Source organism: Kitasatospora sp. NPDC089509, assembly GCF_044749365.1.
Lineage (GTDB): Bacteria > Actinomycetota > Actinomycetes > Streptomycetales > Streptomycetaceae > Kitasatospora.
Genome location: NZ_JBIVHS010000043.1, coordinates 12,570 through 28,784, shown reverse-complemented (window position 1 = coordinate 28,784; position 16,215 = coordinate 12,570). Strand labels below are relative to the sequence as shown.

5 protein-coding genes are annotated in these 16,215 nt (G+C 77.0%); all 5 read left to right on the top strand.

Annotated features, from left to right (window positions below; genetic code table 11):
• Nucleotides 1-56 precede the first annotated feature (56 nt).
• From ACIP4P_RS43595 to ACIP4P_RS43575, 5 genes are read left to right on the top strand one after another with little or no spacing between them, the layout of a single operon-like run.
• Complete coding sequence (locus tag ACIP4P_RS43595) at nucleotides 57-5,486, top strand: amino acid adenylation domain-containing protein (RefSeq protein WP_400929610.1); 5,430 nt, start codon at nucleotides 57-59, stop codon at nucleotides 5,484-5,486.
• The gene (locus ACIP4P_RS43590) at nucleotides 5,483-6,829 is read left to right on the top strand and encodes a cysteate synthase (protein WP_400929607.1); all 1,347 of its coding nucleotides are present in this window, start codon (nucleotides 5,483-5,485) and stop codon (nucleotides 6,827-6,829) included. Before ACIP4P_RS43595 ends, ACIP4P_RS43590 begins: the two co-directional genes overlap by 4 nt.
• Nucleotides 6,826-10,191: an amino acid adenylation domain-containing protein gene (locus tag ACIP4P_RS43585; RefSeq protein WP_400929604.1), complete on the top strand. Its 3,366-nt coding sequence runs from the start codon at nucleotides 6,826-6,828 to the stop codon at nucleotides 10,189-10,191. Before ACIP4P_RS43590 ends, ACIP4P_RS43585 begins: the two co-directional genes overlap by 4 nt.
• A complete protein-coding gene (glyA, locus tag ACIP4P_RS43580; protein ID WP_350515228.1) occupies nucleotides 10,188-11,546 on the top strand; it encodes a serine hydroxymethyltransferase in 1,359 nt (452 codons plus the stop codon). Before ACIP4P_RS43585 ends, glyA begins: the two co-directional genes overlap by 4 nt.
• Nucleotides 11,547-11,577: 31 nt before the next feature.
• Complete coding sequence (locus tag ACIP4P_RS43575; RefSeq protein WP_400929600.1) at nucleotides 11,578-16,170, top strand: amino acid adenylation domain-containing protein; 4,593 nt, start codon at nucleotides 11,578-11,580, stop codon at nucleotides 16,168-16,170.
• The last annotated feature ends 45 nt before the right edge of the window (nucleotides 16,171-16,215 follow it).

Below are 16,215 nucleotides of genomic sequence, written 5' to 3'. Positions count from 1 at the left end.
CGCCACCACGACGGCGGACACAGGGCATCGGACACCGAACGGTGAGGGAAGAACGCGTGGACCCGCGACTTGAGCACCAGGACTGGATCTCGGCGATCGCCGCCACCGCGGCGGCGGATCCGGACCGCACGGCCTTCGAGTTCTCCGGGAAGGAGGACGCCCCGGCCGAGCGGCTGAGCTACGGACAGCTCGACCGCCGGGCCCGGGCCGTCGCCGCCCGGCTGCAGCGGCTCGGCCTGACCGACCGTCCGGTGCTGCTGCTCCAGCCGCCGGGCCTGGACTACGTGGTCTCCTTCGTCGGCTGCCTGTACGCGCGGGCCGTCGCCGTCCCGGTGTACCCGCCCAACCGCCGGCCGCGCTCGCTGGAGCGGCTGGTCGACATCGTCGCGGACTGCGGGGCGACGGTGGCGCTGACCACCGCCGCCGTCCGGGACCGGCTGCTGCCCGGCGACCCGGACGGCGCGGTGATGGACGTACTGCGGCTGGTGGCGACCGACCAGGTGCCCGAGGCCGAGGCGACGGACTGGGCGCACCCGCGGGTCGACGCCGACACCGTGGCGTTCCTCCAGTACACCTCCGGCTCCACCTCGGCCCCGCGCGGCGTGGTGCTGACCCACGGCAACCTGCTGCACAACTCGGCGCTGATCCAGCGGGCGTTCCGCACCACCGAAGCCACCCGCGGCATGTCCTGGCTGCCGCTCTTCCACGACATGGGCCTGATCGGCGGCATGCTCCAGCCGCTGTACTACGCCGGCTCCTGCTCCCTGATGGCGCCCACCGCCTTCGCCCAGGACCCGCTGCGCTGGCTGCGCGAGATCAGCCGCACCCGGGCGACGGTCAGCGGCGGCCCCAACTTCGCCTACGACCTGTGCGCGGACCTGGCCACCCCCGAGGTGCTGGCCGGACTCGACCTGAGCAGCTGGGAGGTGGCCTTCAACGGCGCCGAGCCGGTGCGCGCCGAGACCTTCCGGCGCTTCGCCGAGGCCTACGCCCCGGCCGGCTTCCGGGCCGAGGCCTTCACCCCGTGCTACGGGCTGGCCGAGGCCACGCTGATCGTCTCCTGCAAGCCGCACGGCACCGCCCCGGCCCGTTACGACGCCCCCCACTCGCTGCTCGAAGGCGTCGCCGGAGCCGACGGCACCGCCACCGGGAGCACCGAACTGGTCAGCAGCGGTCGGCCGGACGACTCCCAGCGGCTGGAGATCGTCGACCCGGTCACCCGGCGTCCGGTGCCCGTCGGCGCGATCGGCGAGATCTGGCTCTCCGGGCCGAGCGTCGCCCAGGGCTACTGGAACCGGCCCGAGCACAGCGCGGCCACCTTCGGCGCCCGGCTGGCCGACGAGGAGACCGCCGACGACGAGGGCCCGACCTTCCTGCGCACCGGCGACCTCGGCCTGCTGCGCGACGGCGAACTGTACGTCACCGGCCGGCTCAAGGACCTGGTCATCGTGCGCGGCCGCAACCACTACCCGCAGGACATCGAGCAGACCGTCGCCGCCGTCCACCCCGCGCTGCGCGCCAACTGCGGCGCCGCCGTCCAGGTCGAACTGGCCGGTGCGGCCGAGCTGGTGATCGTCCACGAGGTCTCCCGCGACCACCAGGACGGCGACCTGCCGGCGCTGGCCCGCGCGGTGCGCGAGGCGGTCGCCGAGGCGCACGGGGTGCGACCGGCCGCGGTGGTGCTGATCCGCGCCGCGACGCTGCCGCGCACCTCCAGCGGCAAGGTCCAGCGCCATGTGTGCGCCGCCTCCTACCGGGAGGGCGCCCTCACCGCGCTCGCCCACAGCGGCCGTCCGCAGGGCGCCGCGGCCGAGCGGTCGGTGGCGCTGGACGCCGCCGCGCTGCGGGCCGCCGACCCGGCCGACCGCCCGGCGCTGCTGCTCGCCGCGCTGGGCGAACTGCTCGCCGCCCGGCTCGGGTTGACCGCCGAGGAGCTCGCGCCGGAGCGCCGGCTCGCCGAACTCGGCCTGGACTCGCTGGGCGCGGTCCGGCTGCGGCACGAGCTGCGTGCCGCGCTGGGCGTCGACCTGGCGCTGACCGAGGCGCTCGCCCTGGACCTGGCCGGGCTGGCCGACCTGCTCGCCGAGCGGCTCGACGAGCCGGCCGACGCCACCGCGGGGACCACCGCCGTCGGGGACGCCGCCACCGAGCCCGGCGACCACCCGCTCTCCCCCAACCAGGCCGCCCTTCTGCTGCTGCACCGGGTCGCCCCGGACAGCCCGGCCCACCTGGTCTCCGCCGCCTTCCGGGTGCACGACGGACTCGACCCCGCCGCGCTGCGCGGCGCGCTGGACGGGCTGGTCCGCCGGCACGCCGTGCTGCGCAGCACCTTCCCCCGGACCGACTCCGGCCCGGTGCAGCGGGTGCACGCCGAACTCCCACCCGTCTTCGAGCAGTTCGACGCCGCCGGTTGGAGCGCACCGGAGCTGACCGCGCGCCTCACCGAGGCCGCCGAGCAGCCCTTCGACCCGGAGACCGGCCCGCTGCTGCGGGCCCGGCTGTTCACCGGTGCCGAGGGCGGCCACCAACTGGTCCTGACCGCCCACCACCTGGTCGCCGACCTGTGGTCGCTGTCCCTGCTGCTGGACGACCTGGCCACCGGCTACCCGGCGGTGCTCCGCGGCGGGGCGCCCACCGCGGTCGACGCCGCCGCCCCCTTCGCGGCCTTCGCCCGCCGCCAGGCCGACCTGCCCACCACCGCCGCCGGACGGCGCGCCCTGGACCGCTGGCGCACCGCCCTCGCCGGGGTCCGCAGCGGCACCTCGCTGCCCGCCGACCTGCCGCTGCCCGAACGCCCGCGGATGCGCGGCGCGGCCGTACCGCTGACCGTGGACGCCCGCACCGCCGAGGCGCTGACGGCGCTGGCCCGGCGCGAGGGCGGCACCCTGTACACCGTCCTGCTGGCCGCCTTCCAGCTGCTGCTGGCCCGCTGCACCGGGGAGTCCGACGTGGTGGTCGGTAGCCCGACCCACGGCCGCGCCGACGCCGGGTTCGCCGACACCGTCGGCTGCCTGGTCAACACCGTGCCGCTGCGCGCCCGGATCGACCCCGCCGAGCCGTTCACCGCGCTGCTGGCCCGGGTGCGGGAGGACGCGGGCCGGGCGCTGGACGACGCCGAGCTGCCCTTCCCCTCGCTGGTCGAGCTGGTCCGCCCGGACCGCGACCAGGGCGGACGGCCGCTGGTGCGCAGCCTGTTCAGCCTCCAGCAGGCGCCGGGCGGGCACGCCGAGGCGCTGGTGGCGATGGCCACCGGGCGCGACGGCGTCCCGTTCACCCTGGGCCCGCTGGCCTGCTCGACCCTGGCGCTGCCGGTCGGCGGCAGCCAGTTCGACCTCCAGCTGACCCTGGGCTCGGCCCCCGACGGCCTGGCCGGCTCGGTCCGCTACGACACCGACCGCTACCTGCCGGTGACGGCCGAGCGCTTCGCCGCCCGGTTCACCACCCTGCTGGCGGAGCTCGCGGCCGACGCCGACCGGCCGGTCGGCGCCCTGCCGCTGCTCACCCCCGCCGAGCGGGCGGCGCTGCTGGCCGGCGGCAACGACACCGCGCTCGACTACGACCCCGCCGACGGCGTGGTGCGCCGCTTCGAGGCCCAGGCCGCCCGCACCCCACAGGCCGTCGCGGTCCGCGCCGCCGGCCCCGACGGCGGCGAGCAGCTGGACTACGCCACCCTGGACGGGCTGGCCGACGGCGTCGCCGAGCGGCTGCGCGCCCTGGGCGTCGGTCCGGGCCGGACGGTCGCCGTGCTGCTGCCGCGCACCCCGCGGCTGCTCGCCGCACTGCTCGGCGTGCTCAAGTCCGGCGCCGCCTACCTGCCGCTGGACCCCGGCCACCCGGCCGAGCGGCTGGCCCTGGTGCTGGCCGACGGCGAGGCCGCCGCCGTGCTCACCGACCTGCCCGCCGAGCGGGTGCCGGCCGGCGACTGGACGGTGCTGGCGGTCGACGGCATCGGCGGAGCCCGCCGCACCGGCGACACCCCGATCGACCCGCGGACGGCCGCCTACGTGCTGCACACCTCCGGCTCGACCGGCCGCCCCAAGGGCGTGGTGGTCCCGCACCGGGCGCTGGCGAACCTGCTGGCCTCCTTCGAACGCGATCTGCGCACCGCCCCCGGGAGCGGCTGGCTCTCCGTCACCACCCCGGCCTTCGACATCGCCGCGCTGGAGTACTTCCTGCCGCTGGCCACCGGCGCGACCGTGCACCTGGCGGACGCGGCGACGGCCGGCGACGGCTCCCGGCTGCGGGCCTGCCTGGAGGCCGGCGGGATCAGCCACCTCCAGGCCACCCCGGTGACCTGGCAGCTGCTGCTGGACGCGGGCTGGTCGGGCACCCCCGGGCTGACCGCGCTGTGCGGCGGGGAGCGGCTGCCGGCCGAACTGGCCGCCGCCCTGCTGGCCCGCGGCGTCCGGCTGTGGCAGGTCTACGGCCCGACCGAGACCACCGTCTGGTCGGCGCGCGGCGAGCTGACCCGCGCCGACCGGGAGCTGCCGCTCGGCACGCCGGTCGCCAACACCCGCCTCCACCTGGTCGATCCGTCGCTCCAGCCGGTCCCGGACGGGATCGCCGGCGAGCTGCTGATCGGCGGCGACGGCCTGGCCGACGGCTACCTCGGCCGGCCCGGGCTGACCGCCGAGCGCTTCGTCCCCGACGCCTTCGGCAGCGGGCCCGGCGCCCGGCTCTACCGCACCGGCGACCTGGTGCGGCGCGGCCCGGACGGCGCGCTGCTCTTCGTCGGCCGCGCCGACACCCAGGTCAAGGTGCACGGGCACCGGATCGAACTGGGCGAGATCGAGGTCGCGTTGGAGCGGCTGCCCGCGGTGCGCCGGGCGGCGGTCGTGGTGGACGGCACGGGTGCCGGGGCACGGCTGGTCGCCTTCCTGGAGCAGCACCGCGCGCAGGAGCACGGCCGGTCGGCGACGCCCGCCGAACTGCGCGAGCAGCTGCGCCGCACCCTGCCCGGCTACGCCGTCCCCGCACTGCTGGTGACCCTGGACGAGCTGCCGCTGACCACGAACGGCAAGGTCGACCGACGGGCGCTGCCCGCGCCGGAGGCCGCCCCCGCGCAGGACGGGACCGGGGGCGCGGCCGAGCCGCCGGCCGGGCCGACCGAGGAGCGGATCGCCGCGCTGCTGGCCGACCTGCTCGGCACCGGCCCGATCGGCCGGCACGAGGACCTGTTCGACCGGGGCGCGCACTCGCTGCTGCTGGCCCGGTTCGCCGAGCGCGCCCGGACCGAGTTCGGCGCCGAGCTGCCGCTGCACCGGCTGTTCGAGCGGCCGACGGTCGCGGCCGTGGCCGCCCTGGTGGACACGGCGGCCCGGGAGCGGCGGACCGCCGGCCCGGCCCGACCGGGGCTGACCCGGGTGGACCGCTCCCGGTACGCCGTCAGCCGCGGCACCGACGGCACGCTGCGCCCGCGGCCCGCCGCCGCCTCCGCTTCCGTCTCCGCGACGACCGTCGCGTCCACCGCCGGGGAGGGCCGATGACCTCCGCCCCCCAGGCCCCGGCCACCGGGCCGGCCACCGCGCCCACCGGCCGCGCGGACCGCCCCTACCTGCTGCGATGTCCGGTCTGCCGGGCGGACTACCAGGACGACGGGCTGCGGCTGGACTGCGACGCCGCGCACCGGCCGGGCCTGCTGAGCACGGAGTACGCCACCGCGTTCACCCCCGGCCCCGGCAGCGGCCCGTTCCGCTACCGCGACTGGCTGCCGACCGCCGGCCGGGCCCTGCCCGAGGGCAGCGGCGGCGCCACCTACCGGGCCGAGCGGCTGGGCCGCGCACTGGGCCTGGCCGAGCTGTGGGTCGCCTTCAGCGGCTACTGGCCCGAGCGCGGCGCGGCCCTCAGCACCGGCAGCTTCAAGGAGCTGGAGGCGCAGGCGGTGCTGGCCCGGCTGCCCGAGCGGCCGCCGGTGCTGGTGGTGGCGTCCGCCGGGAACACCGCCGCGGCCTTCCTGCGGGCCTGCTCCCGACAGGGCGTGGCCTGCGTGCTGGTGGTGCCGGAGACGGCGCTGCCGCTGCTCGCCGCCGCCGGTGAACGGGCCGACTGCGTCCGGCTGGTGACGGTGGCCGGCGACTACACCGACGCGATCGAGCTGGCCGACGCGATCGCCGCCCGGCCCGGCCACCGGGCCGAGGGCGGCACCCGCAACGTGGCCCGGCGCGACGGCCTGGGCACCGCGCTGCTGGCCGCCGCCGAGAGCATCGGCCGGCTGCCCGACCACTACGTCCAGGCGGTGGGCAGCGGGGCCGGCGCGATCGCCGCGCACCAGGCGGCCGGACGGCTGCGGGCGGCCGGCTTCCCGACCGCGGCCGACCCGGCGGGCCGCTCCGGCGGACTGCCCCGGCTGACGCTCTGCCAGAACACCCCGTTCGCACCGATGGTCCGGGCCTGGCAGGAGGGCCTGGCCGAGCCGGTGGTCGGCTCCGGCCCGGCCGTGCGCAAGGCGATCGCCGCCGCCCACGCCCAGGAGCTCACCACCCGCAAGCCGCCCTACGCGGTGGCCGGCGGGGTGCGCGAGATCCTCACCGAGAGCGGCGGGGAGCTGCTGGCCGCGGACACCGCCGAGGCGGTCGCCGCCGGACGGCTGTTCGCCGAGGTCGAGGGCATCGACCTCGCGCCGGCCGCGGCGGTGGCCCTGGCCGGCCTGCGGCGGGCCGTCGCGGCCGGCCGGATCCCGGCCCGGGACACCGTACTGCTGCACGTCACCGGTGGCGGCCGGGCCCGCCGCGCGGCCGAGCGCCCGCCGTCCGCCGCCGTCCGGCCGGACCTGCGGATCCCGGCCGGGCTGGGCGCCGAGGCCGCCGCCTACCTGGTCACCGGCGCATGACCGCCCCCGCCGCCACCTTCGTCCCCCACCCCACCCCCGACCGCGAACCCGAGCCGGCCGACCGGCAGAGAGCAGAGCAGACCATGCAGCAGTTCGCCTTCCCCGCCTCCTCGGCGCAGCGCCGGATCTGGCTGGTGGAGCGACTGACCCCCGGCACCAGCGCCTACCACCTGCCGTTCGCCCTGGAGCTGGCCGGCCCGCTCGACACCGCCGCGCTGACCGCCGCGCTGACCGAACTGGTCCACCGGCACGAGACGCTGCGCACCTGCTTCGACCAGGTCGACGGCGAGCTGGTTCAACTGGTCGGCGAGCCCCAGGAGTTCACGCTGGAGACCCGGCCGACCGAGCCCGCCGAACTGGACGCCGTGCTGGCCGCCGACGCCGCCCGCCCCTTCGACCTCGCCCGCGGCCCGCTGCTGCGCGCGACGCTGCACCGGCTGGCGCCGGAGCGGCACGTGCTGGCCGTCACCGTCCACCACCTGGTGGCCGACATGTGGTCGGTCGGCGTGCTGCTCGCCGAGCTGGCCCGGTGCTACGCCGGCCAGGGCGACGAGCTGCCCGAACTCACCGTCCAGTACGGCGACTTCGCGGTCTGGGAGGCCGAGACCCAGGCGGCCGACGACGACCGGGAGCGCGCCCACTGGCACCGGGCCCTGGCCGGCGCGCCCGAGCTGCTGGAGCTGCCCTGCGACCGCCCGCGCCCCGCGGCGCAGTCGCTGCGCGGCGCCACCCTGCCGGTCGAACTGTCGGCCGAACTGTCCGACGCCGTCAAGGCCTTGTGCCGTCGCTCCGGGGTGACCCCGTTCATGGCCCTGCTGGCCGCCTTCCAGGCGGTGCTGGCCCGGCACAGCGGCAGCGAGGACATCGTGGTCGGCACCGGCACCGGGGTGCGCCCGGCCGAGGCCGAGGGGCTGATCGGCTGCTTCGTCAACATCCTGCCGATCCGCACCGCGCTGACCGGCGACCCCACCTTCGCCGACCTGCTGACCCGGGTCCGCCGGTCCGCGCTGGACGCCTTCGAGCACCAGCGGCTGCCGTTCGAGCGGATGCTCCCGGAGCGGTCGACCGGCCCGGCGCTCAGCCACAACCCGGTGGTGCAGTCGCTGCTGCTGGTGCAGAACGCCCCGCTGGCCGCCCCCGAGCTGCCCGGCCTGACGGTGACCGTCCGGGAGGTGCCGCGGGGCGGCGCGCAGCTCGACCTCAACCTCCAACTGCGCGAACTGGACGGCGCGTTCACCGGCACCGTCGAGTACGCGAGCGACCTCTTCGACCCGGCCACGGTGGAGCGGCTGCTCGGCCACTGGCGGACCCTGCTGGCCGCCGCCGTCGCCGCCCCCGACACCCGGCTGTCGGCGCTGCCGATGCTGACCACGGCCGAGCGCCACCGCGCCCTGGTCGAATGGAACGACACCGCCCACGACTACCCGCAGGCCGGAGCCTGCCTGCACCAGCTGTTCGAGGCCCGGCGGGCCGAGCGCCCGCAGGCACCGGCCGTGCTGCACGCCGAGGGCGAGCTGAGCTACGCGGCCCTGGACGAGCTGGCCGAGCGGATCGCCGGGCGGCTGGCCGAACTGGGCGTCGGCCCGGACACCACGGTCGGCGTCTGCCTCGCCAAGGGCCCGGCCCTGGTCGCCGCCGTGCTCGGCGTGCTCAAGGCCGGCGGCGCCTACCTGCCGCTCGACCCGTCCTACCCCGAACAGCGGCTGGCCTTCATGCTCCGGGACGCGGCGCCGCCGGTGGTGCTCACCGAGCGCGCCCTGGCCGGACTGCTACCGGCCGAGGGCACCATGCTGCTGGAGGTGGAGGACGCCGACCGGTGGCCCGCCGAGCGGCAGCCCGCCGACCGCCCGGGCCCGGTCCCGGACAACCTGGCCTACGTCATCTACACCTCCGGCTCCACCGGCGCCCCCAAGGGCATCGCCGTCCCGCACCGCGGCGCCGTCAACAACCTGCTGGACCTCAACGACACCTACGGCGTCGGGCCGGACGACCGGGTGCTCGGCCTCTCCTCCCCCAGCTTCGACATGTTCGTCTACGAGACGCTCGGCATCCTGGCGGCCGGCGGCGCGGTGGTCATGCCGCACCCGGACCGGGCCCGCGACCCGCACCACTGGGTGGACCTGGTGCGCCGCCACCGGGTGACGGTGTGGAACTCGGCCCCCGCGCTGGCCGACGCCTTCGTCCGGGCCGGGGAGGAGCGCAACGTCCGGCTGCCCAAGCTGAAGGTCGCCTTCTTCGGCGGCGACTGGATCCCGGTCCCGCTGCCCGGACGGTTCCGCCGGCTGGCGCCGGGGCTGGCCTTCATCGCCCTCGGCGGCGCCACCGAGGCCTCCGTCCACTCCATCACCTACCCGGTGGGCGAGGTCGACCCGGCCTGGACCAGCATCCCGTACGGCCGCCCGATGGTGAACCAGCAGGCCGTGGTGCTGACCCCGGCGCTGGAGCCGGCCCCGGTCGGGGTCCCGGGCGAACTCTGCCTGGCCGGAACCGGGTTGACCCGCGGCTACCTGGGCCGCCCGGGCCTGACCGCGGACCGCTACCGCCCGCACCCGGGCGCCGGCGACGGGCCGGTGCCGGCCGGCGCCCGGCTGTACCGCACCGGCGACCTGGCCCGCACCCGGGCCGACGGGGTGATCGAGCTGATCGGCCGGCTGGACCACCAGGTCAAGCTGCGCGGCCTGCGGATCGAGCTGGGCGAGATCGAGTCGGTGCTGCGCCGCCACCCCGGCGTCGAACGGGCCGTGGTCGCCGCCCGCGGCAGCGGGGACGAGCGCCGGCTGATCGGCTACCTGGTCGCCGCCCGGGCCGACGCTCCGGCCGACGCGCCGACCCCGACCGCCGCCGAGCTGCGCGCCCTGCTCCGGGCCGAACTGCCCGAGTACATGGTCCCGTCGGTGTTCGTGACGCTGGACGCGCTGCCGCTGTCGCCCAACGGCAAGGTGGACCGCGCCGCACTCCCGGAGCCCGACGCCACGGCCGAGCGGGCCACCGCCGCGTACGTCGCCCCCCGGGACGACACCGAGCGGGTGCTGGCCGCGCTCTGGGCCGAACTGCTGGAGGTCGAGCAGGTCGGCGCCGAGGACGACTTCTTCGCCCTCGGCGGGCACTCGCTGCTCGCCACCCGGCTCGCCTCGGCGGTGCTGGAGACCTTCGGCGTCGAACTGCCGCTGCGCGAGCTGTTCGAGGCGCCCACCCTCGCCGAACAGGCGCAGCGGCTGACCGCCCGGGGCCGGGAGACCGGCACCGACGTCGCGGCGGTGGCCCGGATCGCCGCCGCCCTGCTGGAGATGACCGACGAGGAGGCCCACGGACTGCTCGCCCGAGCGGACCGGCCCGTGGAGCACGAGGAGAGCCACGCATGAGCATCACCACCACCACGAGCACCGACACCCTGGCCCGTCACGCCGCACTCGGCGCGCACCGCCTGGCCGCCGCCGACCCGCTGCTGGCCGACCTGCTGGAGCGCGAGCACACCCGGCAGAACGAGACGCTGGCCATGGTGGCCGCCTCCAGCAGCGCCGACCCCTCGGTGCTGGCCTGCGCCGGCGCGAGCATCTCCAACGTCACCACCGAGGGCTACCCGGGCGCCCGCTACCACGCGGGCTGCGAACTGGTCGACGAGGTCGAGCGGTTGGCGGTGGCGCGGGCCCGCGCGCTGTTCGGCGCCCGGTACGCCAACGTGCAGCCGCACTCCGGCAGCACCGCCAACCAGATCGTGCTGTGCACCCTGATGAAGCCGGGCGACACCCTGCTCGGCATGGAGCTGAGCGCGGGCGGCCACCTCACCCACGGCTCGCCGGCCTCGGTGTCCGGGCGGTTCTTCCACGCGGTCGGCTACGGCACCGACGCCGACGGCCTGCTGGACTACGAGCAGGTCGCCGAACTGGCCCGCACCCACCGGCCCAAGGTGATCGTGTGCGGTGCCAGCGCCTACCCGCGCACGGTGGACTTCGCCCGCTTCCGCCGGATCGCCGACGAGGTCGGCGCCTTCCTGCTCGCCGACATCTCGCACATCGCCGGACTGGTCGCGGCCGGACTGCACCCCAGCCCGGTGGACCACGCGCACGCCACCACCACCAGCACCTACAAGCAGCTCTACGGCCCCCGGGGCGGCCTGATCCTGCTCGGCCGGGACGCCGACCTGCCGCTGCCCGGCACCAGGCGCACCCTGGCCCAGGCGATCTCCCACGGCACCTTCCCGTTCCTCCAGGGCACCCCCGACCTGGGGGCGGTGGCCGCCAAGGCGCGCGCCTTCGACATCGCCGCCCAGCCGGAGTTCCGCGCCCTGGCGCAGCGGGTGGTCACCGGCGCCCGGGAACTGGCGGAGGCCTTCGCCGGCCTCGGCCACACCCTGGTCACCGGCGGCACCGACAACCACATGGTGCTGCTGGACGTCGGCCGGCGCGGGCTGACCGGCGCGATCGCCGAATCCGCCCTGGCCGGCTGCGGGATCGTGGTCAACCGCAACCGGATCCCGGGCGACCCGCACGGCCCCCGGATCACCAGCGGCGTCCGGTTCGGCACCAACACCCTCGCGCTGCGCGGCATGGGCCCGGCCGAACTGCGCCGCTGCGCCGCCCTGGTCGACCGGGTGCTCACCGCCGTGGTGCCGCACGGCACGGACGGCTTCGCCCTCGACCCGGCCGTCCGCGCCGAGGTGCGCGACCAAGTCGCCCGGCTCTGCCGAGAGTTCCCGCTGCCGCACCACACCTCCTGACCGCGCTCGCCGACCCTCCCGGGACTCCCCAATGACCCAGTCACCCCAGCGCCCCGCGCTCTCCGCCGAGAAGCGCCGGCTGCTCGCCCAACTGCTCCAGCAGCAGGGCCTCGCCCGTACCGACGCCGCCGGCCCGATCACGCCCCGCGCCGAGGGCGTCCGGCTGCCGCTCTCCTTCGCCCAGCAACGGCTGTGGTTCGTCGAGCAGTTCGCCGGCCCGAGCCCGCTCTACAGCATCGCCTGCACCGTCCGGTTCGCCGGCCGGCTGGACGCCCCCGCCCTGGAGCGGGCGCTGAACCTGGTGGTGGCACGGCACGAGGCGCTGCGCACCACCTTCCGCGCCGAGGACGGCCGGCCCGAGCAGGTCGTGCACGCCCGGGCCGAGGTCGCGCTGCCGCTCACCGACCTGTCCGCGCTGGCCGGGGACGAGCGGGCGGCCGCGCTCGCCGAGCTGACCGAGCGGGAGAGCCGCCGTCCGTTCGACCTGACCACCGGACCGCTGCTGCGCGGCCGGCTGGCCCGGCTGGGCGAGGAGGAGCACGTCCTGGTGCTCGCGCTGCACCACATCGTGGCGGACGGCTGGTCGCTGGACATCCTGGTCCGCGAGCTGGCCCACCACTACCGGCCGGCCGCCGACGGGCGCCCCGCGCCGGCCGAGCTCCCGGAACTCCCCGTCCAGTACGCCGACTTCGCGCTCTGGCAGCACGAGAAGGTGTCCGGCGAGGCACTGGACGCCCAGCTGGCGCACTGGCGGGAGCGGCTGACCGGCGCGCCCAGCGCGGTGGACCTGCCCACCGACCGCCCGCGCACCGCCCGGCAGGGCTTCGCCGGCGCCTCCTTCCCGTGGCGGCTGGACGGCGACCTCGCCACCCGGCTCACCGCGCTCGCCCGGGAGCACGACGCCACGCTGTACATGGTGCTGCTGGCCGGCTTCACCGCCGTGGCGCAGCGCTGGAGCGGGCAGAGCGACCTGGTGGTCGGCTCGCCGGTGGCCAACCGCAACCAGGCCCGGACCGAGGGCCTGATCGGCTTCTTCGTCAACATGCTGCCGCTGCGCACCGACCTGTCCGGCAACCCGACCTTCCGCGAACTGCTCGGCCGGGTGCGGGAGTCGGCGCTCTCCGCGTACGCCCACCAGGACGTGCCGTTCGAGCGGATCGTCGAGGAGGTCCGCCCGGACCGCGACGCCGGCGGGCGCACCCCGTTCGCCAACCTGCTGCTGGTGCTGCAGAACACCCCGGAGACCAGGATCGAGCTGCCCGGGCTGCGGATGGACGTGGCCGCGGTGGACACCGGCACCGCCAAGTTCGACCTGCACCTCCAGGTCACCGAGACGCCGCAGGGCCTGACCGGCCTGGCCGACTACCGCACCGAGCTGTACGACGAGCGCACGGTGCGCCGGTTCATCGACCAGTGGCTGCACCTGCTGGCCGCCGCGGTCGCCGCCCCGGACACCCGGCTGGACGCCCTGCCGCTGCTGGACGCGCCCGGCCGCGCGGCCGAGCTGGCGGCCGGCGCCGCCCGGACGGCTTCGACCCCCGGGCCCGTCAGCCTGCCGGCCGCCTTCGCCGAGCAGGTCCGGCTGCGCCCCGACGCGATCGCGGTCGGCTGCGGCCCGGAGCGGCTGAGCTACGCCGAGCTGGACCGCCGCTCGGACGCCCTCGCCCGACGGCTGCGTGCCCTGGGGGTGGGCCCGGAGAGCCGGGTGGCGATCTGCGTCGAACCCTCGACCGCGCTGGTCACCGGCATCCTGGGCATCCTGAAGAGCGGCGGCGGGTACGTCCCGCTCGACCCCCGCCACCCGGCCGACCGACGCGCCTACACCCTCGCCGACTCCGGCGCGGTGGCCCTGGTCGCCGACCCGGAGCACACCGCGCTCGCCGACGGCATCCCGGCGCTGACCGTCGACCAGCCCGCGGACGGGCAGCCGCTGGAGCCCGCCCCGCTGCGCCCGGACCACCTCGCGTACGTCATCTACACCTCCGGCACCACCGGCCGCCCCAAGGGCGCGCTGCTCACCCACGCCAATGTGCTGCGGCTCTTCGAGGCCGCCGCCGCGGACGTGCCGTTCGGCCCGGAGGACGTCTGGTCGCTGTACCACTCCGCCGCCTTCGACTTCTCGGTCTGGGAGATCTGGGGCGCCCTGCTGCACGGCGGCCGGGTCGTGGTGGTGCCGCAGGAGGCCCGGCAGAACCCGGCCGCCTGCCACGCGCTGGTGCGCGCGGAGGGCGTCACGGTGCTCAGCCAGACCCCCACCGCCTTCCGCCGGTTCGCCGACGCGGACGCGGAGGCGGGCAGCCCGCCGCTCGCGCTGCGGCACGTGGTGTTCGGCGGCGAGGCCCTGGAGCCGGGCGCGCTGCGCGCCTGGGCCGCCCGGCACCCCGACGGCCCGCGGCTGGTCAACATGTACGGGATCACCGAGACCACGGTGCACGTCACCGCGCACCCGCTCGGCGCCGCCGACCTGGCCGCCCCCGGCAGCGTGATCGGCCACCCGCTGGCCGACCTGGCGGTGCACCTGCTGGACCGCCGCGGCGAGCCGGTGCCGCCCGGCACGCCCGGCGAGCTGTGCGTCGGCGGCCCCGGCCTGGCCCGCGGCTACCTGGGCCGCCCGGGCCTGACCGCCGACCGCTTCGTCCCCTCCCCCGTCGGCGACGGCGAGCGGCTCTACCGCAGCGGCGACCTGGCCCGCCGGCTGCCGGACGGCACGCTGGAGTACCTGGGCCGGATCGACCAGCAGGTCAAGGTCCGCGGGCACCGGGTGGAGCTCGGCGAGATCGAGGCGGAGCTCGGCAACCACCCGGGCGTGCGGCACGCGGCCGTGCTGCCGCGCGAGGCGCCGGGCGGCGACCTCGGGCTGGTCGCCTACGTCGTCCCCGAGGAGACGCCGAACGACGCGACGGCAGCGGACGGCACCGAGGGCACGGACACCGAGGCGACCGGCGACGCCGCGCAGGTCGCCCAGTGGCGGACCGTCTTCGACACCGCCTACGAGCAGTACGAGCAGGTGGGCGGCGCCGACCCCACCTTCAACATCCGCGGCTGGAGCAGCAGTTACACCGGCGAGCCGATCCCGGCCGAGGAGATGCGGCGCTGGGTGGACGACACCGTCGCGCTGATCCGCGGCACCGGCCCGCGCCGGGTGCTGGAGATCGGCTGCGGCACCGGCCTGCTGCTCTTCCGGCTGGCCGGCCACTGCGAGCAGTACACCGCCCTCGACCTGTCGGACAGCGCGGTCGCGCACGTCCGCCGCCACCTGCCGGCCGACTGGGAGCACGTGCGGCTGCTGCGCCGGGCCGGCCACGAGCTGGACGGCCTGCCGGTCGGCGGGTTCGACACCGTCGTCGTCAACTCGGTCGCCCAGTACCTGCCGAGCGCCGGCTACCTGGTCGAGGTCCTCACCGGGGCCGCCGCGCTGCTGGCGCCCGGCGGGCGGATCGTGGTCGGCGACGTCCGGCACCTGGCCCTGCTGGACGCCTTCCAGGTGTCCGTCCTGCAGCCCGGCCTGCCCGCCGGGACGGCCGACGCCGAACTGGCCCGGCAGGTCCGCCAGGCCGTCCGGCAGGAGGACGAACTGCTGCTCGACCCGCGCTTCTTCGCCGCGCTGCGCCGGGAGGTCCCGCGGATCGGCCGGGTCGAGGTGCGGCCCAAGCCCGGGCGCGACCGCAACGAGATGACCCGCTACCGCTACGACGTGGTCCTGCACCTGGACGCCGAACCGGCCCCGGTCGAGGTGCGCACGGTGCCGTGGACCGGCGGCGAGCTGGGGGCGCTGCTGGACGGCTCCCCGCTGGTGGTCACCGGCATCCCCAACGCCCGGGTGGACGCCGACGCCCGCACCGCCGCCCGACTGGTCGGCGCGGCCGGGGCCGTCCAAGCCGAGCAGGCCGACCGGCCCGCCGCCCTCGACCCGCAGGAACTGCGCGAACTGGCCGAGGAGTTGGGCCACTGCGTCGAGCTGAGCTGGGCGACCGGCGACCCGACCGGCCGCTTCGACGCCGCCTTCCGCCCGGCCGGCACCGAGCCGCACACCGCGCCGGCACCCGCCGGGGACGACGCGGGCCTGCCCTGGCCGCACTGGGCCAACGACCCGCACCGCGGCCGGGCCGCCCGCCACCTGGTCCCCCGACTCCGTTCCCACCTGCGGGAGCGGCTGCCGGAGTACATGGTCCCGGAGGCCTTCGTCACCCTGGACGCGCTGCCGCTGACCGGCAACGGCAAGCTCGACCGGGCCGCCCTGCCCGCACCGGACTGGTCCACCGGCTCGACCGCGCTGCTCGCCCCGCGCGACGGGACCGAGCGGGCGCTCGCCGAGATCTGGAGCACCGTCCTCGGCGTGGCCCGGATCGGGCTGGCCGACGACTTCTTCGACCTCGGCGGCCACTCCCTGCTGGCCGTCCAGGTCACCGCCGCCGTCCGCGAGTCGCTGGGCCGCGAGCTGCCGGTCCGGGCGCTGTTCGAGGCGCCGCTGCTGGGCGAGTACGCCGAGGCGGTGCGCCGCGCCCCGGCCGCCGAGGCGCCGGTCACCGCCGCCGTCCCGGTGCGCGAGGCCGTGGCCGACGACACCGGCTTCGACGACCTGTCCGCCGAGGAGCTGGCGGAGCTGATGGGCGGCGACCGGTGACCCCCGACGGCCGCACCCCCGCCCCGCACGCACCCGTTCCCACCA